Below are 23,710 nucleotides of genomic sequence, written 5' to 3' on the forward strand. Positions count from 1 at the left end.
GGCCTTGAATATAGCTGCGTATCTGCCAATTGCGGCAAGTTTTGGCAAAACTTGTGCGGTATTCGAGACTAATCTGAGGCGGAGGCGCGCGCGGCGCGTCCATAGGCAAAAATCCTCTTAGCCTCGGTCGGGTCGAGCGGGCGGGAAGAGGGGGTCATCAGAAGTCTTCCAAACAAGGAGCGATTGGGTTCGTCCTGCATCAGGGTTTCGAATTCGGTCAGTCGCCACGCGACGGCTGCTTTATGCAAACGCTGCAATTCGGCGTCCCGCCCAAGCTCAGCGCGCACCTTTTCAGCGCGCGCGGCAAAGCGCAGGATCGTCTTGTCTTCACAGGTGTTGAAGTTCCGCTCCACCCAATAATCAAGTCCCAGACGGTCCTGCGCATGAACGGCGCGCCCCCGCGACGCCTTGAGCACGTAGCTTTGCATCGCGCCCAGCGGGTAATGGTTCAGCTGGACCAGATCGTGATTTGATCGCCCGAAATCCGAAAAGATCCGCTTTGTCTTGAAGGGTTCGGCCAGTGGACGGCCGCTGCCGTCATACCAATGTGACAGGGGCAATCTGGACCGGTCCGGTTGGCGGGGGCGATGGACCCCCAGTTTGGCGTAGGTCCCGTCGTTGCGATAAAGCGTTTTGAAAAACGATGCGCGCCACGGCCAGGTGAGTGTGCGCGGCGCGCAACGGGTAAACTGCCCTGTGATCGGCGCGTCGACATAGTCAACCACACCGGCATTGCCGAAAAGCCGCCAGGTCAGCGTGATGGCCGTTGCCCGCGGCAGGGCGGCGTAAAGATCGGCCAGGGTGCCCGCGCCGACATGAATGTTCACGAACTCGTCGATATCTACCGTCAAAAGCCAATCGGCCTGGGCGACAGCGTCTGTTCTGTCGGCTGTTTTGAGCGCCGTGAATTGTATCCCGCGCTCGTGATAGGGGCCGTCATTGCGGATATGGGTCAGATGGCCCATCGCGGCCAACCGGTCAAGCATCAGGTCAGTGCCGTCGGCGCAGTCATTCGAAAAGACCAGGAAATCGTCAAACCCGCAGGTGATATGATGCGCCAGCCAGTCGAGCAGGAACGCTCCCTCGTTGCGCAGGGTCAGCACGGCCAGTGTGCGCATCAACTCTCCATGTCGAGCGCAAGCGCATAGGCGACACGCTCGGCCTCGGTCAATTTGATCTTCAGTGCCTGCTGGTAAAGATCCTCGAATTCCGGCCTGCCGTGAAGTTCTGCCGCCTTTGCGCGGTGCCAGTCCAAACCGGCGGCATGAAGCTGCTGCAAGGCTTCATCCTGCATAAGCTTGTCATATTCGATTTGCAGGCGGGGGATATTTCGCTTGATCGTGATGTCGCGCACATCGGACCAGTCCATCCTGATCCAGTAATTCAGCCCGATAGAGCGATCGACATGCAAAGCCCGTCCACGCTGGCGTTTGATCAGGAAGCTCTCGGCACTTCGCAGGGCGTAATGGTTAAGCTGGATCAGATCGTAGCCGATAGACCTCATGGAGCTGCGCCATCCCTTCTTGGCCATCTCCTCGGTGATGTCGCGGCCGGAGCCGTTGACCCAGCGCACCTTGTCCGCTTGATCGTCGATCAGTTGATTGGGCCGGTGGCAGCTGAGCTTACGGTAAGCCCCGATATTGCGTGACATGGTCTTGAACCCCCAAACCGTATGCGGCTTGGGGCAGAATTTCGGCGCGCAGGTATCGAACTGGTCGATCACAAACCGGTCGTCCAGCCGGGTCACACCGTTATGTCCGAAAAGCCGCCAGGTCATCGCGACATTGGTCGCCTCGGGCACCCGCGCGCGGAAATCATCCAGCGTTCCGTTTCCGCAGCGCACGTTGATGAATTCGTCGACGTCGATGTGGATGACCCAATCGGCCTTACGGATCACGGGTTGTTTGAGGGCGTTGTTCAGCGCGTGCTGTTGCGGCGACTTCCCTTTCCATCCCGAATTGTCGCGATGGGTCACGATACCCATGTCAGACAGCCGGTTCAGGATCCGGTCCGTTCCGTCGCTGCAATCGTTGGTGTAGATCAGGAAGTGGTCGACGCCGATGGCGCGATGATACGCGATCCATTCCAGGATATAGGGTGCCTCATCCTTCATGCAGCCGACGATCACGGTACCGGACGATCCGTCGGGCAGACCGCGTGCCGCGCGCGCGGTGTAGGCGGCGGCCAGCGCCTCTTCGTTCACCGCGCCCATGCGGTTGTGGGGCGCAAAGGGGGATCGGCGCAGCTTGCGATAATTTCGCAGCGCCAAAGGTGGCATGACCGTTTTGGCCGCATCACTGGGTTCAGGCAGGTCTTTTGCGTCTTTGGCGACCCGCGCCGCCCGTTTGGCCTCTCGCGCGGCTTTGTCGATGCGGAACATGAAGGCCAGCAGATATTGCGATGCACGAAAGCCCCGACCCGGATCGGCCTCACGCCAGGCAGGGCGGGGGGCGGGCGCTTGCAGATCCGCGCTTGAAAGAGCGGGCTGGTTTGGCAGCAAAGCGGGAAGATGCGCGGAGAAATGGTCGGACACCGGGAAAAGCGCGCCCGGATCGAGCGCGGGGCCATCAATGGCGATCTCACGCAGAAGGGTATTCCACAAAACCGGTTCGACCCGCTTCTTGCCGGAGGCGTGAAGCTGTTGAACCAGCGCGTTGAACTGACGGGCGCGGGCAAGCCACGCGGCGGACGGCTCCATGGGCAGGTCTTCGGGTGCTGCCTTGCCGATGCTTGGATCAATGTCGAATGCCGCGCGCAGCTCCTCCGTCGCGTTGGCGCCAGCGAAATGGACTGAGTCGTAGGGGCGGAAGGTGACCTGCTCAAAAACATCACCCCAGAACGCCGCGAGGCGGGGCAGGTCGATCCAGAAAGGCGCCGCATCGGTTTCCAGAAACTGCCCTGCCTTGACGTCGAGGCTGGCCCCGGTGGCAAGAGCCGCGTCCCACCAGCTGGCCGCGTTGGCAAGCTGGATGTCCCGGTCAAGGGGCGCCGCGCGACCGGAAAGAACCTGAGTGGCGTAAGCCTTTGCAAGAAGTCTGGCAGGCGCGTCGACATGGGCCACAACCTCGATCCGGTTGGAAAACGGGGTAAGCAGCTCTTTCAGGCGCTCCAGCTCGGATCTGCGGTGAAGTGACGTGGCAAGCTGATGTGCCGACAGCAGCAGAATGTCCGGATCCGCGCGCTCAACCTCTCGTTTCAACTCTTCCGATATGGTTTGGCGATGTTCTGCCTGCGCCTGTGGCGCGGCCAGCCCGCGGGCACGGCGCAGGGGATCGACGTGATCGGGATCCGTCACCGCCATGTAAAGGCGGCTGTGATTGGTCTGCCCCAAAACCTTCGGCAACAGGATCCCCTTGGAGGCCAATTGCGCGCGTTTTTCGGCGGCGACGCGGTGCACTCGGCCCGCGCCGGCATGGGCCAGTCCGATATGGACGATGATCCGCATCAGATCGGCACCTCGTCTTCCCGTACGGTTGGATTGACATTAATGCGCCCCCACCACGGCAGCTTCAGTCCCAGAAAATCGGCGATGTGATTTCGGGCGCTCTTGTCCGCCACATCGAACTCCAGAAAGTCGGGGTCGTCCCGAAACAGCATTGCAAGATGGGCATAGTGGCCGGTGATCCAGGTTTCTCGCTCTTTACTCGTCTCCCCATATCCCACCGGCAGGCCGGGCACGTTCGCAGCCGGCAAACGCTCGGTTCCAAGGTCGGACCAGCCGAGTATGGATTGCGACATTTCAAAAGGATCGCGGCGCGAGGCAAGGAATTTGACGCCGGGGTGATGCGCGCGGATCGCCGCGATCAGCGCCGCGTCGGTCTGGGGCCAAAGGGACTGGCCGTCGCGCAGCACACTCATCTCTGAAATCGCCGGAAACTCTTCAAGATAGGCCGCCGGATCGCCGGTTTCGAAATACCCACGATACAGCAGGTCGCCGACATATTGCCGGTGCAGCGTCTTGTTCTGCGTCTGGCGGACGCGAATGCGGTGATCGGCCACTTTCAGACCTGCCAGTTTCAATGCGCGCGCCAACGTCGTTGTGCCTGATTTCGGCAGGCCCAGATTTACGACACGCAGGCTCATGCCTCGATCCCCAGCTCTTTCAGCATCGCTTCCTCCGCGGGCGGCAGGGTGGAGGCACGGCGCAGATGGCGGCGCATGCGGATATAGGGGCGCTGTTCAAGCAACTCATCGCGCCTTTGCCGATGCAGGCGGACCGCTTCATCATGCAACGCGCCGATCTCGGCATCCGCCTTCAGCTCCGCCAGCGCGGCCTGCAGCGCGGGCAGGTAGCGTTGGATGCTCAGGTCTTCAAAGGCTGGGTCGTTCCGTTCTCGCCAATACGTATCGTCAAACGCGCGGTTTTCGCGGTTTACATCGCCCCGGTCATTCTTGACCAGATAGCTGTCAAGCGAACGCAGGGCGTAGTGGTTGAGCGTTGCGAAACGCCTTGCGCCTTTGGCGGGAAACTTGCGGATCCGTCGCGGGTTGGCTGCCACAAGGAAGCGATGTGGCACATCGCGCCCTGCGCAATCGGTCCAGCGTGGGCGCTTTTCAGGGGCAAGCTTGCTTTTGAAAAAGGGCCTGTGCGCTCCGAAATACTGCAGCGGGAAGTTCCCGCGTATCAGTGATTTGACCTCGATCGCGGCCTCGCCCCCCCAAAGGTCGGGATTATGCGACCGGGTGAATTGTGCAATCACCGGGACATCCTCAAACCGCTCCACCCCGTGATTTGCAAAGAACTGAAAGTGGGCGGAGATCGCCTGTGGATTGCCGCATGCCGAAATCAGGGCCGGAAGGGTGTGGTCGCCGACATGGATGTTCAGAAACTCGTCGACATCCGCGATCCAGATCCAATCCGCCCCGGTCACAAGCGGATGTTTCTTGGCATGTTTAAGCGCTTCCATCTGATAGTTCCGCCCCTGGGCGGGATTGGGCAGATGTGTCACGCCTCCCCTGGTGGCCAGCGCATCCAGCAGATGGTCGGTCCCATCGGTGCAATCGTTCGAGTAGAACAGGAAATCCGTCACCCCGATCAGGCGCTGGAACGCGATCCATTCCAGCAGGAACGGTCCCTCGTTCTTCACGCAGGTCACCGCCGTGATGCGCATCTGCCCCTCGTTGCTGTCCATGCCCTGCCTTGTCCCGCACCCTGCAGGCGACGGATACTGCATTTTTCTTACCGTTTTCATCGCATCCCGTGCCTTTCGGGTCAAGAATCGCACGGATTTTCAAGGTATTTGTCGCAAGGTGCCGGTCACCTAAGACCTTCGGCTTGCTTGACCTTCCCCGCGACCCGTGCGCTCCTGCGGCGCGGGAGGATTTTTCATGACGACACCACCATCCATTGACGCGGTTCAATCCATGCTGGGCGAGACAGGCTATGTCTGCGGTCGGGCTTTGGCCACGGTGGTGTTTTTGTCGCTCAAACTCGGGCGCCCGCTCTTTCTCGAAGGCGAGGCGGGCGTCGGCAAGACCGAGATTGCCAAGGCGCTGAGCGCGGCTTTGGGTCGCCGCCTGATCCGGCTGCAATGCTATGAGGGGCTTGATGCGGCTTCTGCCGTCTACGAATGGAACTTTCCCGCGCAGATGGTGGCCATTCGCACCGCCGAGGCGTCGGGTGGTGCCGATCGCGGTGCGCTGCAAGCCGAGCTGTTCAGCGACGATTACCTGATCGAGCGCCCGCTTCTGGACGCCATGCGACCCGATCCCTCCGGCCCGCCGGTTTTGCTGATCGATGAGCTCGACCGCACCGATGAGCCGTTCGAGGCTTTCCTGCTGGAGGCGCTCAGCGACTTTCAGGTCACCATCCCCGAACTGGGCACCGTCAAGGCGCCCGAGCCCCCCATCGTGATCCTCACCTCCAACCGCACGCGCGAGGTGCATGACGCGCTCAAGCGCCGCTGCCTTTATCACTGGGTCGACTATCCGAATTTCGAACGCGAGGTCGAAATCCTGTCCGCGCGCGCGCCCGAAGCGGCCGAAACGCTGAGCCGCGAGATCGTGGCCTTCGTCCAGCAATTGCGCACCGAGGATCTCTTCAAGAAGCCCGGTGTGGCCGAAACCATCGACTGGGCCAAATGCCTGCTGGCCCTCGACATTATCAACCTCAGCCCCGAAGTGATCGCCGACACTTTGGGTGCGATCCTGAAATACCAGGACGACATCCAGAAGCTGCAAGGGTCCGAGGCCAAACGCCTGCTCGATCAGGCCAAGGCGTCTCTCGAGCCCGCCTGATGCTTCTTTGGGTTTCAAATATCCCGGGGGTGCGGGGGCAGAACCCCCGCGAAAAGGATGCCTGAATACGCCCCTCTCGAGATCCCCGAGCACCCAAAGCTCGCCCAGAACATCACCCATTTCGCCCGGGCCCTGCGCAAAGCGGGCCTGCCCATCGGGCCGGGCCGGGTGATCGACGCGGTTCAGGCGGTGGCCGCTGCCGGCTTCACCGAAAAGCGGGATTTCTACTGGACGCTTCATGCCTGTTTCGTGAACCGGCCCGAACACCGTGCGGTCTTTGCGCAGGTCTTCCGCCTCTACTGGCGTGATCCGCGTTATCTCGAACATATGATGTCCTACATGATCCCCGCCGTGCGGGGCGTGCAGGAGGAGCGCACCGCCCAATCAGCCGAAAAGCGCGCCGCCGAGGCGCTGCTCGATGGCGTTCAGCGCGACCTCCCCGAGGACGACCCGCAAGGGTCGGAGGAGGGGACCGAGATCGAGGTCGATGCCTCGCTCACCATGTCCACCGAGGAACGCTTGCGCAGCCTCGATTTCGAACAGATGAGCACCGAAGAGATCGCGCAGGCCAAACGCATGCTCGCGCGCCTCACGCTCCCGGTCAAACCCATCGCGTCCCGCCGCGCGCAGCCCTCGCACCTGGGCCGGCGCATCGACCGGGCCCGGACCCTGCGGGCTGCCATGCGTCAGGGGGGCGAGCTGCACAAGATCGCGCGCGCGGCACCGCGCCCGCGCTGGCCCAACCTTGTCGTGCTCTGTGATATCTCCGGCTCTATGAGCCAATATAGCCGCATGGTGCTGCATTTCCTGCATGCCCTATCCAACGCCAAGGGGCAGGGTTGGGCCAGGGTTCATGCCTTTACGTTCGGCACCCGGCTTACAAATATCACCCGGCATCTGCGACAGCGCGATGTCGACGCCGCCCTGGCCGCCGCTGGTTCCGAAGCCCAGGATTGGGAGGGCGGCACCCGGATCGGATCCTGCCTGCACGATTTCAACCGCGACTGGTCTCGCCGGGTCATGGGGCAGGGGGCCGTCGTGCTTTTGATCACCGACGGGCTCGACCGGGACGAACCCGATGCACTGGCGCACGAGATGCAGCGGCTGCATCTTTCGTCGCGCCGCCTTATCTGGCTCAACCCTCTCCTGCGCTGGGAAGGCTTTGCGCCCAAGGCGCGTGGGATCGCCGCGATGCTACCCCATGTGGACAGCTTTCGTGCGGGTCATTCCGTGGCCTCACTGGAAGAACTGGCCGCCGTGATCTCCCGCCCTGATGATCCGGGTGAAAAGGCACGTCTGATGCAGGCGATCTGAGCGGATGGCGGCCGTTACCAAAAGGCGCGCCTTGCGGCGCAAGACATCTTTCATCGGCGCCCATTGCCGGTGTCGGGCTGACACGGCCTGCGGCGATGCATATCTGAAAGGTCAGGAGGGATCCGAAGATGGACCGTTTTGAAGGAGCACCCGAAACAGCGCTTGCCTGGCACAAGGCCGGCAAGGGCGCGGCCTTGGCCACCGTTGTGCAAACCTGGGGCAGCGCACCCCGTCGTGTAGGGGCCCAGCTTGTCGTCAGCGGCGCGGGAGAGATCGAAGGGTCCGTCTCGGGCGGGTGTGTCGAAGGCGCCGTCATCGTCGAGGCCCTGGAGGCTCTGGAAGACGGCAATCACCGTCTTCTTGAATTCGGCGTTTCGGACGAAGATGCATTCGCCGTTGGTCTGGCCTGTGGCGGCACGATAAAGGTGCTTGTTGAGCCGGTCGGCGCGGCGCTGCCTGCCGAGATCCTGTCGGAACTGGTCGAGGCGCGCGCGGCACGCCAACCGCGGGCCTACGAGGTCAACGTCAAAAGCGGCGAACGGCGATTGCTGCACGGGGACTATCCCGAACGCCTGCGACTGGATCGGTCGGGCTTTGAGGGCGAGGATCTTTTTGTCGGCGTCCACGTCCCCCCCTTGCGCCTGGTCGTGGTCGGGGCTGTTCATATTGCGCAGGCGCTGGTGCCGATGGCGCGTGTCGCGGGCTATGATCCGGTTCTGATCGACCCGCGCGAGGTGTTTGCGTCATCCGACCGCTTTCCAGGCGAGACGCTGATGCTGGATTGGCCCGACGATGCGGTGCGCGCGCTCAAGCTCGATGCGCGCACCGCCCTGGTGCTTCTCACCCATGATCCCAAACTGGATGACCCCGCGATAGAGGCGGGCTTGCAGGGCGACGTGTTCTACATCGGTGCGCTGGGCTCTACCCGCACGCATGCCAAGCGGGTTGAGCGGCTGCGTGAGGCGGGCTTCACGCAGGATCAGATCGACCGTATCCACGGGCCGATCGGTCTGGATATAGGGGCAGCCGGTCCAGCCGAAATCGCGGTTTCGATCCTCGCCGAGATGACGGCCGTCCTGCGCGGGAGGGCGCCGTGAAGTTCGGACCCGTCCCCCTCGCCGAAGCCGAAGGCGCGATCCTGGCGCATTCGGTGCGCGCTGGGGCGCGAAAACTGCGCAAGGGAATGACGCTCGGTCCCGAGGAGATTGCGGCGCTGGAAGCCGCCGGTCTGTCTGATGTGATCGCAGCAAGACTATGCGCCGGTGATCTGCACGAGAACGCGGCGGCGGCCCGCCTGGCCGCAGCGCTGGTGCCGGATCCGGGCGCCGTGAAGCTGCGCCTGACCGAGGCCTTTACGGGACGTGTGAACGTCATCGCGGACAGCCCCGGCGTGGCACTTCTGGATGTGGCGGCACTGGAGGCCGCGAACCGGATCGATCCCATGATCACCGTCGCCACCGTACCGCCCTTCCAGCAAATGCAGACCGGGGGCATGGTCGCCACGATCAAAATCATCTCTTACGCCGTATCCCAGGCAGATGTCGCCCAAGCTTGCGCGGCATCCGGTGGGGCCATTCGTCTCGCCGCGCCGCAGCTTGCCACTGCCGCGCTGGTGGTCACGGATATCCCGGGTGGTCCGCCGAACGAGAAAGGCATACGCGCCGTATCCGACCGGGTGTCGGCCCTGGGACTGAAGTTGCAGGCGCCCATCATCGTGCCCCACCGCGAAGATGAGCTTGCGGCGGCGCTGGCACGGTCGGATGCCGATCTGTCCCTCGTTCTGACGGGATCGGCGACATCCGATCGCGACGATGTGGCGCCAGCGGCGGTGCGCGCTGCAGGTGGAAGAGTGGACCGGTTCGGGATGCCGGTCGATCCCGGCAACCTTCTTTTCATCGGGGCGCTGAACGGACGCCCGGTCATCGGGCTTCCCGGCTGCGCGCGCTCGCCCGCGTTGAACGGCGCGGACTGGGTCCTGTCCCGTGTGGTATGCGGCATCCCGGTCGGGCACGAAGATATCGCCGCAATGGGAGTTGGCGGATTGTTGAAGGAAATCCCGACCCGGCCACAACCCCGCTCAGCCCCTCGCCGATCCTGATACCCGCCGTAGCGCCAGGCACCGCAACATAAGCTGGATCGCTAGGCGATATTCAACGCCTTCGGGCGACACACAAGTGACGCTGGCCATCTGTATCTTGTGGGCGAGCGCGGTTTTCGGAGCATTGGATCAGCGCTTTCAAGTGTACGGGGCGTGCATGGAAGTACACTGTGGCCCGAGGATGCTGAGCCGGATCCGTACGGCGACTTCAGAGAGCGTCTCAGAAACGACCGTTTGCACCGCGAAAGGCTTGCCGGGCGCAGTCGCGCGTGGAAGGGTCGGGTTATGAATGCAGCACCGTCCCGGCAATCTCCGCTTATCGATACCGATTGGTGGTCGGTCATGACCGTGACCGTTGGGATCACGGTGTTCGCAATTGCTCAGGGGCTGACATATCCCCTAATCTCGCTGCTGTTGGCCGAGCGTGGCGCTTCGGAAACGATCGTGGGTCTGAATGCAGCGGCTTTCATGGCGGGGATCGCAACGTCTGTTCTGGTCATCCCGTCCCTGACGCAACACTTGCGCGCGGGACAGGTCATCGTGGCGGGTCTTGCTGGTGCTGCGATCATCCTGATTGGGTTCGCTGTTTCCGAGAGCTTGGCAGCCTGGTTTCTCTTGCGCTTCGCACTGGGGTTCTGCGTCAACGCGATCTATGTCTTTGGCGAAGCGTGGCTGAACGCGGCAAGCGCGGATCGGGTGCGTGGCCGGGTGGCGGGTATCTATAGCGCGGGCATGACCTTGGGTTTCGTCATTGGTCCGCTTGCTATTCCACTGTTCGGAACCGATGACGGCCTGGCGTTCGCCGCATGTGCCGTATTGATTTCGCTGGCCGCATTCGGGCTGGCGGTCATGTCCCGGCGTGCAAGGATCGAGCCCGACAAGCTGGCGCTTTCCGACCTGCCCCGGTTTCTGCGCGCAGGGCCTCTCCTGGTGCTGCTCGTGATCGTGTTTGGCTTCGTGGATGCGACTGTTCTTTCGCTTGCACCGCTGCATATGACGTCCGGCGGAGCAAGCGCGGCCGCGGCGGCGACGTTCATTGCGGTGATGCATATCGGTATGATCGTCACGCAACCGCTTCTTGGGGTGATGCTTGACCGGATGGATCGCTGGCGGGTGGCAAGCGCCTGTCTGGCGGCGACCGGGTGTATCTTCGGCGCGCTTATTTTTCTTCCTGTCACGGGGATGCTCATCTGGCCGCTCGGCGCGCTGGGTGGCGCTGCCTTTATCGGTATATACACAAGTGCGCTGGCCATTCTGGGACAGGAATACAGGGGGGCCATGCTGGTGGCAGGCGCGTCGGCGTTTTCGATGGCCTATGGGGCTGGGGGTATGTTCGGCCCGGCTCTCACAGGGTTGCTCGTGGACAGTTTTCCGGGCTCGACATTCGCTCTGATCGCGTCGTTGAGCGCGGGCAGCGCGCTCTTGCTGGTTTGGCGCAGGTGACACGATTTCCACCCCAGACGTAGCTCATGGGCGATTGAGGCAGACCGCCTTGCAGTTGGCGCGTCGTCTCTCTCCTCTGCCTGCGGCGTCGAGGGCATTGTCGGCGATGGTCCGGCCTCAACCGCTGGCAGTCAGTGAGACCGGCATGAAGCATCGCACCGATGGCGCGGGTCCGAAACGCACCCTGTCTTTGCGCCAACGCGACACGTATCGGCTTTATCCGCAGCGCAAGTTTCCTGTGCCCGGCATGCGATCCACATAGTGCCGATCACTGATCAACCACGGCATTTTACATGGACGGTCACGCCGGTTCATTCGGGTCGAAAGAGTGGTGAATATGAAGCGCCTTCCACCTCCCGTCCTCTTCGACAAGGACAAAGCTGCTGCGCACACCTGGAATGGGCGCGCTTTGGTATCGCAAGATGGCCGTTACCAGCAGCATCCCGGAGGACGCACGTGTCTGTAGCTCTTCGATGAGAAGCGGCTCGACGCTGCCGGATTCGGTGAGCTTTCCCTTTGAAAAGAAAGTCGAAAGCTTCTCGAAATGGTCATCGAGGGTGTTGGAGTCGCAATTGGGGTGGTTGTCCCAGAAGACCGTAAAGGATGTCGACGAATACAGGCCTTTCAGGGCCACCAGATCTTTATCATAGAAGCATTGATTGTATGCGCGGAGGAACTCCAGGCCAGATTGATGCAGCTGACTGGGTGTCTGCACGCTCTGTCCTTCTCGTTGAAATTCTCGACGCTCGGATGATGCCGCACCCCCGATGCACCCGCAACAGCGGTCGGAGTGGCAATGCGTCGCTATCGGGTGGGCTTGATGGCCGACAGTCGCGGTGGGAGAGTTCGGCATGACCGCCATCGATCAACATGTTTTTGCAACCGCACCGATAAAGTCCGGCGTTCTTCTGGGGCTGTTGCCCCTTCCTGTGCATATGTTTCTTCCTGCGGGCCCGTCTTACCAACTGGCAGCGATCACGCTGGTTCTGATTGCCGGCGTCTATCTTGGCTACGCGTTCAAGGATGGAAGGGCAAAAGCCATCTCAATCGAGTGTATCGGCGCGGCCGCATTTGCCACCGCGGCCTGGCTTGGGCTCAATGGTTACCCGCTCGCCATCGTCATTGCCCTGGCTCTACACGGGGTATGGGACGTCCTGCATGTCAAGTTGATCGATACCGACATTCCACCTTGGTATGTCCCATTTTGTTCTTTCGTGGATTGGATCATGGCAGCTGGCTTGTATCTGATTTGGATGATGACCCACTGAAAAGCCGTCCCGCAGCGCTAGCTTGCTCTCAGCACAGCTTTCAGATGGCCGATGTCCCTGTTTTCGATCCTGACTAATCGCAATTTCGCGGGTCTCTTCGCGGCAAACACGATCCTCGGCGCGGCGTTTCCGATCCAATTGGTGCTTGGCGGGCTGGCCGGGCTGATGCTGAGCCCGGACCCCGCGTTCGCGACGTTGCCCTCGTCGGTCCAGACACTTGCCGCGATGCTGGCCGCCGCGCCGTTTTCCTTGTTGATGCAGCGGGTTGGACGGACGGCGGGATTTGCGCTGGGCGGGGTGCTGACCGCCTTGGGCGGGATCGCGGCGATAGAGGCGCTCTCGTCCGGGACCTTCGCACTTTTATGTGCAGCTCATTTCCTGATGGGCGCAGGTTGGGCGTCATTTCAATATTTCCGGTTTGCCGCGGGGGAGGTTGTAGGCAAGCAATGGCGGCCCGTTGCGATTTCCTTGATGCTCAGTTCATTGCTGATTGCGGCCATCGTCGGACCGCAGGTGTTTATCGCGGCCAAAGACGCGCTTTACCCCATCCCGTTTGTCGGCGCGTACGCGGCGGTGAGTGTCATTGGGGTGATCGGGCTGGTGCCGCTCGCTTTCGTGCGGATGCCTGCCGTCAAAGCCGTGACGTCCGCGACACGTCGCACGCGGCTTGGCATGCTTGCCGCGCTCCGTCGCCCTGCGATCAAGCGCGCGGTCGGGATCGCCGCGGTCGCCCAAGGCATCATGGTATTCTTGATGATCCCCACACCGATTGCGATGGTGTCTTGCGGATTTGGAGATGCCGAGGCGAGCGACGTGATCCGTTGGCACATCGTTGCGATGTTCGCGCCAAGTTTCTTCACCGGCTTCTTGATCAAACGCTTCGGGGCCGAAACCATCGCGACGGTCGGGCTGGCCACTATCATCGCATCAGCCATCGGGGCGGCGCTTGGGATCACCGCGATGCACTTTTATGGCGCATTGATCGTGCTGGGCATCGGATGGAACTTTGCGTTTATCGCGGCCACGACCATGCTGGACGCCGCTGTCACAAGTGAAGAAAGGGCGGTGGTGCAGGGGATCAACGACACGCTTGTCGCCCTTGTTTCGACGGTGAGTGCTTTTTCAGCCGGGTTTGCCTTTGCATATTTCGGTTGGACAGTGCTGGCCCTTATGTCAGCGGGGCTTGTCGCCGTTGCCTTGGTCGCCCCTGTCCTGCTGCGTTTGAGGTCCGCTTACTGAGAACGATCCGTAAGGCTGTACCCCGCGATGCTCGCAGCCAAAAGCGCCGTTCCGAGGACCGCCCACCCGCTGACCTGCGCGCCCAAGGCGATGATATCTATTCCATAGCCGATGGCGACCGCCGCCAGCAGCGCAAGTGAGACCGTCGCCACGGGCGCGCGCGCCAAGGAGCCGACAAGGCTGAATTGATACGCAAGACCGAACAGACCAACACCGATCAGAGCGGGAAGAGATGCGGTGATATCGTCTTCCAGACGCTGTGTTCCGAAAATAGAAAAGAGCAGCAAGGCAAGTGTCGAGTACAGAAAATACATAATCAGGATCGCGTCCGATCCCTCTGTCTTGGCAATCCGCTTGATCTCGAACAACGCGAGCGCGCCGAAGAATGCAGATGCGAGGCCAAGGCATGCACCGAGCAGATTGATATCTGCCGACGGCCTGACGATCAGCGCAATTGCCACGATAGCGATGGCCACATAGACGAACCGGATGTCTGCTTTCAGATGTCCCAACGCCACCGAGATGACATAGGTGAAGAGCGGGACGGTATAGGACAGGCAAAGCGCGGTCGACAGCGGGATCATGGAGATCGCGCCAAACAGGCAAGCGACCGATGAAAAGCCAAGCGCCGTTCTCAAAACGTGCCGGGTTGGCCGAATACTCCTGAATTCGAACCCCCTGAGACCAAGCCAGGTGCCGTAGACCAGGGCAGAAATCCCGAAGCGGGCGAGCAGGACAAGCGCAACAGGCACGTGATGGCTTAATTTCACCGCATATCCCATCAGCGCAAGGCTCATGGGGCACAGCATCATCAGGCCGATCGCCTGCTGTCGGTTATCCAATTTGAACACGATGCTCCTGTCCCCAAAGCTCGAAAACCAACCAGGCCCAGATCGCATTGCCCAGCGTGTTCGAGGGCGAGGCACTGTTCCGGTCGATGAGATCGCGCAACTCCGGGATGTTCACGATAGACTGCGTGATCTTCGGAGCGGCAACAGTATCCATCAGCAGATCGTATACCGGATAGCCCGGACGCAGCATGCCGGCGATCGGCAGCAAGAAGGGCTGCTTGGCGCGGTTCACGACACTCGAAGGCAGCACGCCTTTGCCCGCCGCATAGATCGGTGCCTTTCGGCGTCCATGCCCGATCAGCTCGCCATCAGCAGCGGAGAGCGCGTGGCGATACACTGACGGCAGACAAAATGGCACCCGCGCCTCCACAGAATGCGCCATGCTCAGCGCATCGACGCGATGCAGGATATAATAAGGCAAGCGGTGCCGTGCTTCGAATGTCAGGATCTTCCGGGTCAGGCTTTTGCCGGGCAAGCTTTCAAGAAATTCCCGAAACGCGTCTGTGGTCAGATCAATCCTGGCATCCTCAACGACGATCTGCGCCCTGAGATCGGGCTTGATGGCCGCCAGATCCGTGACATAGGCATTAAGGGCGCCCTCTTTCCGACCGCTGGTGGCAATGTCGTACATCCGATCATAACCGCCAAAGAAGTCATCCGCACCTTCGCCAACAAGGGCGACCCGGAATCCGGCTTGTCCGATCGCCTCGTAAAGCGCGAAAGTGCTGAGACAATGGGCAGCGGCGTTGGGCTGGCTCAAGGCCCTGCACATGGCCTGGATCTGCTCCGGAAAGCGATCATTTCGCACCGTGACCTGTTCATATCGAAGTCCCGCCGCCTCCGCGACCTCTCTTGCATAAGCCGTTTCGTCTTCTGCCCAATCCCCCTCGTACCAGACATTGTAGGCATGGGTCATTCGGCGATCCGAGGCTGCAAGGGTCGCCACAAGGCTTGAATCCAGCCCGCCGGACAGCGTCGTGCAGACAGGCACATCGGTCATCAGCGTTTTCTGAACGCCGGCCCGGACGTCGGTGGCGAAGTCCGGACGCTCCATCGCTCCCTCCGGGAAGGATGCATGAAGCGGTGTATAGTCGTTGATCGTGGCCCGTCCGGCCCGGAACGTCAGGAAGGTGCCAGGCTCCAGAACCTTGATGCCGGGGAAGATCGTTTGGCCACCCAACATGGCGCGAAAGGCACCCTAGCGATCAAAGGCGGAGGCATGGATCGTTCGGTCTTTGTCCTCAAAGTTAGGCAGTCCTTCAATCTCTGAGGCAAAGCCAAGCGAGCCGTTCTTTTTGAGATAGTAGACCGGTTTGATCGCACAGGGGTCGGTGTAGAGATGAAGGGAAGGGGGACCTGTCACATCCATGATGGCAATCGAAAACATACCTTCGAGGTGGCGAACGAAGTCCGGCCCGAAGCGTTGGAAAAGCGGCAGGATCACTTCTCCGTCCGAACCTGTGGGCGAGAGCGGGATCTGAAACTGTTTTGCCAATGCGCGGTAGTTGTAAATCTCGCCCACAAAGAGACCGTGAAGCCCGAGAGATGTGTAGGGCTGGCTGCCGTTCAAAACCCCGTTGATGGCCAAACGTGTATGCCCAAGAACCCATCCGTTTCCCCATCTCAGGTTCTGTTCGTCCGGGCCGCCTGGTATCAAACGGGTCATGGCGGACAGCTGTGAAAGACCATCGCCCTGGCCCAGCACACCGAACATTCTGCACATCCTGAATTCCCCTTGAGGTTGTGTTTTCAGATATCGCAGGTGGTGAACGCATTGCCTGGCAACCACAAGAACCGCAGTCCTGGAATGCGCGGAACAATGCGAACGAGATAAAGCAAAATCGCCGATCTCCGCTCGAAACATCGCGCTCCCCTTTCGAAGCGCCCTTTTGTGCAAATCGGGGTGTGTCCGCATGTTCGCGTTCTTTATCCGACGCGCCTTGTCGGTCGTGGAGCCTAGCTTCGGCGCGGGCCTGATCAGCTTTGCGCTTTGATCGCTGTCCATGACCGTCTTGCAGATGCTTCGGGATCAGCGATGTGCCAGCTTGGTCAGACAAGGCCGCTGACCAAACGCCCATGCCAAGAATGCCCGGCGGTGTTTCGAGCCAAGTTTTACTGAAGGAGCGACCGGATCAAAAGCATTGCGTTCTTGGGGTTTTCACCAATGCGACGCACGGCGTGTGGCCACCAGTCCCGTCCGAACGGCACATAGACCCGCACGCGCTCACCTTTGGCGGAGAGGTCTCTTGCAACGTTTTCGCGAACGCCCAGGAGCATTTCAAACTCATACTCACCTGGGGCCCAGCCATTACGTCGGGCGGTTTCAATCGCGACGTCCTGGAGCGCAGTGTCGTGGGTGGCAATGATCGGGTAGAAGCCGCTTGACCGGGCAGGGGCCGAGAACATCAACTCTATCAGCTGTCTGGAATTGTCCTTGATCTCTGAATTGGACTGGAAGGCGAGCTTTGCGCCCGCGGCAAAGGCACCTTTCACCAGCCTGACGCGGCTGCCGCGCGAAAGCTGCCGCCCGATATCTTCGCGCGTGCGCCGGAGGTAGGCCTGAAGCGTCAGGGCGACGGGAAGCCCCATGTCCTGCAAAGTGTTGTGGATCGCTATGGTCGGATCGACCAAACTGGCATCTTCCATATCGAACATCAGGCAGTGAACGCCATCCCTGTGTCCGGCAAGTTGTCTGATCCTTTCGGCAATCGACTGGGCATGCTCCTGCACGCGCTCTGGATCAATCACATGCCCGATTTGCGTCGGATCAACCGACACGTGAATATCAAGCTGATGCCCGCCAATGGCATCGGCTATGTTCATTTTGTTGCGGAGGGTTTCGTCCACGAGGGCCGGGTCATCGACGTATTCCCCCATAAAGAACATCGACGACCGGATACCGTCCCTTTCGAACAAAGAGACCGCGCGCTCACACCCCGCCGCAACGCTCTCGCCCGCCACGTATTTGCCGCGCAGAAAAGATGTTGCGCGGCTGTTTTGCATAAATGATTTCGCGGTTTCGGAACGGGCGAGGCCAATCATCGCGGATTGCCAAAGACGTCGCATCATCAGACATGACTTTCACTTGCTGTGGGTGTTTCCCCATCGCTTACCGCTTTGGCCGATACCGAGATTGGAAAAAATTGACCTTTTAGGAATGCCGGATCACGGCGCCCGGAGTTACGCCGTAATGGCGCCGATATTGCCGGATCATGTGCGACTGGTCATAAAAGCCCGCCATATAGGCCGCTTCGGCAGCGGGGATTTCCCGAAGCAATAGGCGGTGCGCCTGCTCGATACGGGCCCAAAGCACCAAGCCGTGAGGCGTCAGCCCCGTCTGGCGGCGCGTGGCCCTGATCAGGTAGGACGCGCTTAGCCCGACGCCTTCCGCCAGGCTGGAGAGGCTCAGATCTTCGCCCACGGCAACACCGGCGAAAATGCGTTCCTTCAAGGTTGAGATCGCGCGCGGCTCACGGCCAGTTGGCGGTAGATGCGCGTTGCCATATCGGACAAAGGACTGCGAGAGGACATCGTAAACCGCCTCTTCGACGCGGAGGTGCCAGTCTCGCGACTTTTGCGCATGCAGGGCAGAGGCCAAGGCCGACAGGCCTTTGGAAATCGCGCGCCCCCGGTCCTTGGGTGCGACTGTCGAAAAGCCTCGGAGGCTGCGGAGCTGCAGAACGGAGCAGATCGCGGCTTCGGACGCGTAAAGCATATTGTAGCGCAGCCAAGGCGTCGCCGCGTAACCGGTATGGGGCTCTTCCGGGTTCATCAGGGACAGCGACCCGGTGGGAAGCGCCATCGTTTCGCCCCGGCAAAGGTATCCCCCGACGCCCTCGGCGATCGCGCCGATGGCAAACCCCTCATGCGCGTGCTTCGAGAAGGTTTGAGTGCTGAACGCGGCTTCGAACAGCTCGATCCCATGAAGCCAGTCAAGATGATGGTAAAGACTTTCGCCCATGCCGACGCATATACCGCTCGGCCGACACCCAAGGAAAGCCTTAGCTTATCGGGGCAAGGCGACGATGGGCGTCTCCTTCAAACAGGAGGTCGGTAGAACGGGCTATCTTAACGGGAGAGAAGCTGCTGTAGTCGGAGGAGCGGGACGCGTGGCCGCGCCGTTCAGCGCCAACCCGGGTTCCCGGATCTCCAAGCATTTCGAAAGGAGGCGCGGCGAAGCAAGGGTCGCGTCTGGGGTGAAGCGCCTGCGTTCCTGTCGTCAGACGGCTCTCTTGCAAAAATGGGCATGCTGCATAGGACGCAAGGCTTCAGGCATCCAAATAAAAACCCCGCTTCGGGCGAGCCGGGCGGGGTTTTGGCGTGCTGCAGAGGGACACTCTGCCGTGATCAGCCCTTTTGTGGCAGCGGACCGATCATCATGATCATCTGGCGGCCTTCCATCTTGGGCATATTCTCGATCTTGCCCAGATCTTTCACGTCTTCCGCCACGCGCTCCAACAGCTCCCGTCCCAGGTTCTGGTGCGCCATCTCGCGGCCGCGAAAGCGAAGGGTCACCTTCACCTTGTCGCCATTTTCAAGGAATTTGAACACGTTGCGCATTTTGACATCATAGTCATGCGTATCCGTGTTGGGGCGGAATTTGACTTCCTTGACCTCGATAATCTTTTGTTTCTTGCGTGCCTCGCTCTCGCGTTTTTGCTGTTCGTATTTGAACTTGCCAAAATCCATGATCTTGCAGACGGGCGGATTGGCGTTGGGCGAGATTTCCACGAGGTCCAGGCCCGCCTCGTCAGCCAGTTGCATGGCCTTGGCGGGGTGCACGACACCGACATTTTCACCCTCCGCACCGATCAGGCGGATTTCAGGGGCACGGATCTTGTCGTTTACGCGCGGGCCGGTGTCGCGTTGCGGCGGCGCGTTGTGAGGTCTGCGGGCTATGTCAAACTTCCTTCGATTGTTGCAGAAATTCAGTCTCGCAAAGTAGACGCGCGGCCCGTCCACTTCAAGGCGGAAATCGGCCAAGTGTGCCGAAAACCGGCAAGTTTCCCCCTTGTGACCTTGGAGGTCGGAACGCATCTCCCACATTGTGAGTTAGGCGGATGAAATGCCTGTGAAAATACCAAAAATGAGGAAAAAGCGATGAGAACCTTGATCTGGGTTGCGGTTGCGGCGGTCATCCTGATCGCGGGCTACGTGCTTTATACGGGCCAGATGGACGGGGATGATACCATCGAAACCGCCACGCCGGAGCCCCAGGTGACTGCGCCCGAACCGCTGGAAGAGGCTGCCGAAGATACGGCCGCGGCGGTGGAAGACACGACAACCGAAGTCGAACAGGCCACCGAAGACGCAGCCGGTGCGGTTGAGGAGACTGCGCAGGACACGGCCACTGCCCTTGAAGAGACAGCGCAAGACGCCGCAAATGCAGCCGAAACAGCAACAGATAACGCGGCCGAAGCGGCTTCGGATGCGGCAACAGCGGCCGAGGAAACGGCGTCTGACGCTGTGACGGCCATCACCGAAGGCGCGGAATCCGCAGCAAATGCCGCCTCTGATGCGGCTGGCGCTGCCATCGAAAGCGCGACAGAGGCCGCAAACACTGCTGCTGATGCCGTCAGTGAGACAGTCAATGAAGCGTTGAATGCCGTGACCGGAACCGAGCCGACAGAAGCCGAAATTCCCCAAACCGCACCTGTGGATGAAAACGCGGCGGCCAGCTCCACAAGCGAAACGGCACCTGAGGATAGTTCGGCGACCGATACCGAAGCAACCAGCGACGAGACGGTCGCTGCCGCCGATGCGGGTGGCGCGTTGACGGTCAGCGGCTTTGATTTTGACGAAGCCGTCTCGATGGTTGACGCATCCACGCTCAGCGATATCGAAAAGACAGCGCTCAAGACATCTTTGGAGCAGGCACGGGACAATCCCGAGGCATTGTCCAATGTGCTAGAGCAAGTTCGATCCGCTCTGGACCTTTGACATGCTGGCGCAGGCTTTAAGAAGCCTGCGCCATTCGCATCCGCTCTCCGACAAAGAGCGTGAGAAGCGCACCGATGGCGCAAAGGCCGCCGGTCAGTCCCAACGCCGCCAGCCCGAAGTTCGAGATCACGGCAGATCCGATCGCTGATCCAAGGGCGGCGCCTACATAAATCGCGGCGGCATTCAGGGCCAGAAGGACACTGGCCTGTTCCTGATCCAGGCTGATCAGCCGGACCTGCTGGGCCGCCATGAACGACCAACCGAAGATCGCCCACAAAAAGCTGAGGATCAGCAGCATCGGAACGGGCATCGGCAACAGTGAAAATGCAGGCATGATCAGCATTTGCGCGACGGCAAGGATGCTGAGCGTCCGGACGGGGCCGATCCGGTCGGTCACCGCACCCCCGCCAAGGTTGCCCGCCACCGCACCAAGTCCGAAGATCAAGAGCACCAGCGCGATACCGTCGCGGCCAAAGGCCATCGTCTCGGCCAGAAGGGGAGAGATGTAGGTGTAGATCACATAGATCGACCCCATCAGGGCGGCGGTGAAAGCGACGGCAATCATCTGAGGAAGGTTGCCAAGGGTGCGGCCCAGATCCTTCAAGGACACCGGTGCAAAGGACAATCCACTTGGCACCCGGGTCCAGATCAGCCAGAGGCAGGGCAGCGCAAGCAGCGCGACTAGGCCAAAGGCGATCCGCCAGCCAAATGTGTAGGCGATGTAGCTGCCGGCGGGCACGCCCAACACCTGGGCCAGCGTGAGGCCGAAAAAGACAGCGGCAAGCGCGCGGGCGCGCCGCTCAGGCGGGCTTAGCCCGGCTGCAACGGCAGCGGCGACCGGCGTCACCACACCGGCACCAGCCGCGGCGATGATGCGAGAGGCAAACATGAGCCCCGGGCCCGTGGCCAGGGCTGCAATCAGGTTCGACAGTGCAAAAAGGCCAAAGGCAAAGGCCAGAACCCGCCTGCGTCCGATGCGGCCCGTGGCTGACACCAGCAGCGGGGACAGCACTGCATAGGCCAGCGCATAGACCACCATGATCCAACCTGCTTGCGCGGCGCTCATGCCCAGATCGGCGGCCAGCGGATTCAAAAGGCCCACGATCACGAAGGCCCCGATCCCGGTCACGAAGTTTGCCGTCGAAAGGATGGCGATCACGGTACGGGGCGAGCTTTCGGGCATGTCTTGGGCTTTCATCGCGGCACGGGCCGATCCGGCCCGCATCGGAAGCTAGCCCACGAAGGCCTTCTCGACCACATATTCCGCCGGTTCGGAATTGGCGCCTTCGGTCAGGCCGAACCCTTCCAGCAGCGTCTTCATATCCGTGTTGAAGTCAAGCGAGCCGCAGACCATCGCACGATCCGCCTCGGGCGAGATGCCGTCGATACCCAGATCCGCGAACACGGTGCCGTTTTCCAGCAGCGTGGTGATCCGCCCCATCTTGGGGCTCTCCTCCCGCGTGGTTGTCGGATAATAGCGGATCTTGGCGAGGTTTTCCTCGCCCAGAAGCTCAATCATCATCTCGTCCTGTTTGAGCTCTTCGATCAGCCGGCGCCCATAGTCCAGCTCGGCCACATCGCGGCAGGTATGCGTGATGATGACCTGTTCGTAATTCTCGTAAGTCTCCGGCTCGCGCAAAAGCGACGCAAAGGGGGCAAAGCCCGTGCCGGTGGCAAAGAACCAGATCCGCTTGCCGGGCAACAATGCATCATGAACCAGCGTGCCGACCGGTTTGGGGCGCAAGATGATCTCGTCCCCCGGCTGGATATGCTGAAGCTTGGAGGTGAGCGGGCCGTCCTGCACCTTGATCGAGTAGAATTCCAACTCGTCGTCCCAAGCGGGGCTGGCAATGGAATAGGCGCGCAGCAGGGATTTCTGTTTGCCGGTCTTCGGATCCGGATCGCCCATCAGGCCGATCATCACGAACTCGCCGGAGCGAAAGCGCAAAGAGGCGGGCCGGGTCACGCGGAAGGAAAACAGGCGGTCTGTCCAGTGCTGCACATCGGTGACTGTCTGGGCATCGGGCAGTGTGGGCACTTTTACGGCGGAAGCTTCGGTCACGATTGTCTGCTCGGTCATGTCAATGTCAGCGCATGTTGACACATGCACGTCCTCTTTAGAATGGGTTTGGGAGAGAGGGAAGCGGTCAATCAGCCGCGCAGGCGGGCCTGATAATCGTGCTGGCGCCAATTGGCGCGGAAACGCCATTCTTCCTCCGGCTGGCGGTGGGCAAGGGCGTTGTCGATCTCTACCTCGTCAAAGCCTGCGCGGCGCGCCATCGCATATTGATCCGACAGAACGTGCCCCCGCGCCCGCAGACGGCCCGCGTAGCCGGCCAGCCGCAATTGGCGCGCCAATGTGAAGCCGCGCCCGTCTGCGAAGTTGGGAAAGTCGATGCGGATCATCTCGACGCCAGGCAGGCGGTTGCCCAGATGGCTGATATCCGCATCCGAAGGGATGTCGAGGGCAGACACATCGTTTGCCGCCTCGCCAAGGGCGACATAGCCACCGGTCCAATCGTCGGGGCCAAAGCCTGCATCGGTTACTATCACTGTCATGTCTTGGCTCCAATCCGTACAGCGCGGCCATTCACGAAATGGATACCGCATTCATCCTTGTTCTCATCGCGCCAGCGCCCGGCGCGTGGGTCTTCGCCATCGGCCACTTTCGACGTGCAGGGCGCACAGCCGATGGACGGATAGCCCTTGGCCACCAGCGGATGCCGGGGGAGACGGTTTTCGTCCATATAGGCGCGCACGTCTTCGGGTGCCCAATGGGCGAGCGGGTTGATCTTGAGGCGCATTGTCCCGGCCTCTCGCTCGAAAAAGTCGAGCGTGGCCCGTGTGCCCGACTGAAAGCGTTTGCGCCCGGTGATCCAGCCGTCAAATCCCTTCAGCGCCTGCTCCAGCGGTCGGATCTTGCGCAACGCGCAGCACGCATCGGTGTCGCGCTGGTGCAGCGTGCCGTCCGGGTCTTCGCGTGCGACATCGTCTGCGCGAATGATAAGAACATTGGTCAGTCCCAGACGCTCGGTTACCTCTGCCTGGTAGACCAGCGTTTCGGTGAAGAGCATCTCCGTGTCGATGAAAAGCACCGGCGTCGTCTTGTCGATCAGTGCCGCCATATGCAGCAGCACGACCGACTCCGCGCCAAAGCTGGAGACGAGCGCGATCCGCCCCGCCCCGGTCAGACCCGCACGCATGACGTCCGTGGCGGAGTGATGGCGGAACCGCGCGTTGAGCGCGACCGCTCTTTCGTCCACCGCGCGCGCTTTTGCTTGCGGTGCACTTCCCGTATTTTTGTCGAGAAGAAGCATGGG

23 protein-coding genes are annotated in these 23,710 nt (G+C 61.1%); 8 read left to right on the plus strand and 15 right to left on the minus strand.

The window, feature by feature from the left end; all coding sequences use genetic code 11:
• Positions 1-68: 68 nt before the first annotated feature.
• From CFI11_RS09195 to CFI11_RS09210, 4 genes are read right to left on the minus strand one after another with little or no spacing between them, the layout of a single operon-like run.
• A complete protein-coding gene (locus CFI11_RS09195) occupies positions 69-1,118 on the minus strand; it encodes a glycosyltransferase family 2 protein (protein WP_130405208.1) in 1,050 nt (349 codons plus the stop codon).
• Positions 1,118-3,445, minus strand: coding sequence for a glycosyltransferase family 2 protein (locus CFI11_RS09200; protein WP_130405210.1), 2,328 nt, complete (start codon positions 3,443-3,445; stop codon positions 1,118-1,120). Before CFI11_RS09200 ends, CFI11_RS09195 begins: the two co-directional genes overlap by 1 nt.
• Positions 3,445-4,083, minus strand: a complete 639-nt coding sequence (locus CFI11_RS09205; protein ID WP_130405212.1) for a sulfotransferase family protein — start codon at positions 4,081-4,083, stop codon at positions 3,445-3,447. The genes CFI11_RS09200 and CFI11_RS09205 overlap by 1 nt, the downstream gene beginning before the upstream one ends.
• Positions 4,080-5,111 (minus strand): glycosyltransferase family 2 protein, encoded by a 1,032-nt coding sequence (locus tag CFI11_RS09210; RefSeq protein ID WP_130409976.1) that lies wholly within the window; start codon positions 5,109-5,111, stop codon positions 4,080-4,082. The genes CFI11_RS09205 and CFI11_RS09210 overlap by 4 nt, the downstream gene beginning before the upstream one ends.
• 217 nt (positions 5,112-5,328) lie before the next feature.
• Here CFI11_RS09210 and CFI11_RS09215 point away from each other — a divergent pair, with 217 nt between their 5' ends.
• The 5 genes from CFI11_RS09215 (at position 5,329) to CFI11_RS09235 (ending at position 11,092) form a co-directional block, all read left to right on the plus strand.
• Positions 5,329-6,237, plus strand: a complete 909-nt coding sequence (locus CFI11_RS09215) for a MoxR family ATPase (RefSeq protein ID WP_130405214.1) — start codon at positions 5,329-5,331, stop codon at positions 6,235-6,237.
• 57 nt (positions 6,238-6,294) lie between these two features.
• A complete protein-coding gene (locus tag CFI11_RS09220; protein WP_130405216.1) occupies positions 6,295-7,551 on the plus strand; it encodes a VWA domain-containing protein in 1,257 nt (418 codons plus the stop codon).
• Between the two features lie 128 nt (positions 7,552-7,679).
• A complete protein-coding gene (locus CFI11_RS09225) occupies positions 7,680-8,648 on the plus strand; it encodes an XdhC family protein (protein WP_130405218.1) in 969 nt (322 codons plus the stop codon).
• Entirely contained in the window at positions 8,645-9,649 is a 1,005-nt protein-coding gene (locus tag CFI11_RS09230) for a molybdopterin-binding protein (RefSeq protein ID WP_130405220.1), read from the plus strand. Before CFI11_RS09225 ends, CFI11_RS09230 begins: the two co-directional genes overlap by 4 nt.
• A 285-nt stretch (positions 9,650-9,934) precedes the next feature.
• Entirely contained in the window at positions 9,935-11,092 is a 1,158-nt protein-coding gene (locus CFI11_RS09235) for an MFS transporter (RefSeq protein WP_130405222.1), read from the plus strand.
• 301 nt (positions 11,093-11,393) lie between these two features.
• On the opposite strand, the gene CFI11_RS09240 is transcribed toward CFI11_RS09235, so the two are convergent.
• Positions 11,394-11,807: a nuclear transport factor 2 family protein gene (locus CFI11_RS09240; RefSeq protein WP_165390228.1), complete on the minus strand. Its 414-nt coding sequence runs from the start codon at positions 11,805-11,807 to the stop codon at positions 11,394-11,396.
• 136 nt (positions 11,808-11,943) lie between these two features.
• Here CFI11_RS09240 and CFI11_RS09245 point away from each other — a divergent pair, with 136 nt between their 5' ends.
• Positions 11,944-12,360, plus strand: coding sequence for a DUF6010 family protein (locus tag CFI11_RS09245; RefSeq protein ID WP_130405226.1), 417 nt, complete (start codon positions 11,944-11,946; stop codon positions 12,358-12,360).
• A 51-nt stretch (positions 12,361-12,411) separates the two neighbouring features.
• Positions 12,412-13,599, plus strand: coding sequence for an MFS transporter (locus CFI11_RS09250; RefSeq protein ID WP_130405228.1), 1,188 nt, complete (start codon positions 12,412-12,414; stop codon positions 13,597-13,599).
• On the opposite strand, the gene CFI11_RS09255 is transcribed toward CFI11_RS09250, so the two are convergent.
• From CFI11_RS09255 to infC, 6 genes are all read right to left on the minus strand, one after another.
• Positions 13,593-14,450, minus strand: coding sequence for a DMT family transporter (locus tag CFI11_RS09255; protein WP_130405230.1), 858 nt, complete (start codon positions 14,448-14,450; stop codon positions 13,593-13,595). The genes CFI11_RS09250 and CFI11_RS09255 overlap by 7 nt on opposite strands.
• Positions 14,434-15,633 carry an asparagine synthetase B gene (locus CFI11_RS09260; protein WP_130405232.1) on the minus strand — a complete coding sequence of 400 codons (1,200 nt, stop codon included), beginning with the start codon at positions 15,631-15,633 and terminating at the stop codon, positions 14,434-14,436. Before CFI11_RS09260 ends, CFI11_RS09255 begins: the two co-directional genes overlap by 17 nt.
• A gap of 15 nt (positions 15,634-15,648) precedes the next feature.
• Entirely contained in the window at positions 15,649-16,173 is a 525-nt protein-coding gene (locus CFI11_RS09265; protein WP_165390229.1) for a hypothetical protein, read from the minus strand.
• Between the two features lie 389 nt (positions 16,174-16,562).
• Entirely contained in the window at positions 16,563-17,519 is a 957-nt protein-coding gene (locus tag CFI11_RS09270; RefSeq protein ID WP_130405236.1) for a proline dehydrogenase family protein, read from the minus strand.
• A gap of 82 nt (positions 17,520-17,601) precedes the next feature.
• Positions 17,602-18,411, minus strand: coding sequence for an AraC family transcriptional regulator (locus CFI11_RS09275; protein ID WP_130405238.1), 810 nt, complete (start codon positions 18,409-18,411; stop codon positions 17,602-17,604).
• A 386-nt stretch (positions 18,412-18,797) separates the two neighbouring features.
• Entirely contained in the window at positions 18,798-19,349 is a 552-nt protein-coding gene (gene infC, locus CFI11_RS09280; protein ID WP_130409977.1) for a translation initiation factor IF-3, read from the minus strand.
• 201 nt (positions 19,350-19,550) lie between these two features.
• Between infC and CFI11_RS09285 the strand changes: the two genes are divergently transcribed.
• Positions 19,551-20,390, plus strand: a complete 840-nt coding sequence (locus CFI11_RS09285; RefSeq protein ID WP_130405240.1) for a hypothetical protein — start codon at positions 19,551-19,553, stop codon at positions 20,388-20,390.
• Positions 20,391-20,406: 16 nt separating this feature from the next.
• On the opposite strand, the gene CFI11_RS09290 is transcribed toward CFI11_RS09285, so the two are convergent.
• The 4 genes from CFI11_RS09290 to CFI11_RS09305 all read right to left on the minus strand — a co-directional run bounded on the left by CFI11_RS09290 (position 20,407) and on the right by CFI11_RS09305 (position 23,707).
• On the minus strand, positions 20,407-21,615 hold the full coding sequence (locus CFI11_RS09290; RefSeq protein WP_130405242.1) for an MFS transporter: 1,209 nt from the start codon (positions 21,613-21,615) through the stop codon (positions 20,407-20,409).
• 6 nt (positions 21,616-21,621) lie between these two features.
• Positions 21,622-22,470 (minus strand): ferredoxin--NADP reductase, encoded by an 849-nt coding sequence (locus CFI11_RS09295; RefSeq protein ID WP_130405244.1) that lies wholly within the window; start codon positions 22,468-22,470, stop codon positions 21,622-21,624.
• A 71-nt stretch (positions 22,471-22,541) separates the two neighbouring features.
• On the minus strand, positions 22,542-22,949 hold the full coding sequence (locus CFI11_RS09300) for a DUF934 domain-containing protein (RefSeq protein WP_130405246.1): 408 nt from the start codon (positions 22,947-22,949) through the stop codon (positions 22,542-22,544).
• Entirely contained in the window at positions 22,946-23,707 is a 762-nt protein-coding gene (locus tag CFI11_RS09305) for a phosphoadenylyl-sulfate reductase (RefSeq protein WP_130405248.1), read from the minus strand. The genes CFI11_RS09300 and CFI11_RS09305 overlap by 4 nt, the downstream gene beginning before the upstream one ends.
• Positions 23,708-23,710: the final 3 nt, after the last annotated feature.

Source organism: Thalassococcus sp. S3 (genome assembly GCF_004216475.1).
In the GTDB taxonomy this organism is placed as follows: Bacteria; Pseudomonadota; Alphaproteobacteria; order Rhodobacterales; family Rhodobacteraceae.

Coding starts and splice junctions, on each gene's coding strand:
- CFI11_RS09290 (WP_130405242.1), bottom strand. CDS start 21,615: ATGCGGGCCGGATCGGCCCGTGCCGCGATGAAAGCCCAAGACATGCCC.
- CFI11_RS09225 (WP_130405218.1), top strand. CDS start 7,680: ATGGACCGTTTTGAAGGAGCACCCGAAACAGCGCTTGCCTGGCACAAG.
- CFI11_RS09215 (WP_130405214.1), top strand. CDS start 5,329: ATGACGACACCACCATCCATTGACGCGGTTCAATCCATGCTGGGCGAG.
- CFI11_RS09245 (WP_130405226.1), top strand. CDS start 11,944: ATGACCGCCATCGATCAACATGTTTTTGCAACCGCACCGATAAAGTCC.
- CFI11_RS09270 (WP_130405236.1), bottom strand. CDS start 17,519: ATGATGCGACGTCTTTGGCAATCCGCGATGATTGGCCTCGCCCGTTCC.
- CFI11_RS09210 (WP_130409976.1), bottom strand. CDS start 5,111: ATGCGCATCACGGCGGTGACCTGCGTGAAGAACGAGGGACCGTTCCTG.
- CFI11_RS09235 (WP_130405222.1), top strand. CDS start 9,935: ATGAATGCAGCACCGTCCCGGCAATCTCCGCTTATCGATACCGATTGG.
- CFI11_RS09300 (WP_130405246.1), bottom strand. CDS start 22,949: ATGACAGTGATAGTAACCGATGCAGGCTTTGGCCCCGACGATTGGACC.
- CFI11_RS09250 (WP_130405228.1), top strand. CDS start 12,412: ATGTCCCTGTTTTCGATCCTGACTAATCGCAATTTCGCGGGTCTCTTC.
- CFI11_RS09205 (WP_130405212.1), bottom strand. CDS start 4,083: ATGAGCCTGCGTGTCGTAAATCTGGGCCTGCCGAAATCAGGCACAACG.
- CFI11_RS09260 (WP_130405232.1), bottom strand. CDS start 15,633: ATGTTGGGTGGCCAAACGATCTTCCCCGGCATCAAGGTTCTGGAGCCT.
- CFI11_RS09295 (WP_130405244.1), bottom strand. CDS start 22,470: ATGACCGAGCAGACAATCGTGACCGAAGCTTCCGCCGTAAAAGTGCCC.
- CFI11_RS09195 (WP_130405208.1), bottom strand. CDS start 1,118: ATGCGCACACTGGCCGTGCTGACCCTGCGCAACGAGGGAGCGTTCCTG.
- CFI11_RS09200 (WP_130405210.1), bottom strand. CDS start 3,445: ATGCGGATCATCGTCCATATCGGACTGGCCCATGCCGGCGCGGGCCGA.
- CFI11_RS09275 (WP_130405238.1), bottom strand. CDS start 18,411: ATGGGCGAAAGTCTTTACCATCATCTTGACTGGCTTCATGGGATCGAG.
- CFI11_RS09265 (WP_165390229.1), bottom strand. CDS start 16,173: ATGTGCAGAATGTTCGGTGTGCTGGGCCAGGGCGATGGTCTTTCACAG.
- CFI11_RS09285 (WP_130405240.1), top strand. CDS start 19,551: ATGAGAACCTTGATCTGGGTTGCGGTTGCGGCGGTCATCCTGATCGCG.
- CFI11_RS09220 (WP_130405216.1), top strand. CDS start 6,295: ATGCCTGAATACGCCCCTCTCGAGATCCCCGAGCACCCAAAGCTCGCC.
- CFI11_RS09305 (WP_130405248.1), bottom strand. CDS start 23,707: ATGCTTCTTCTCGACAAAAATACGGGAAGTGCACCGCAAGCAAAAGCG.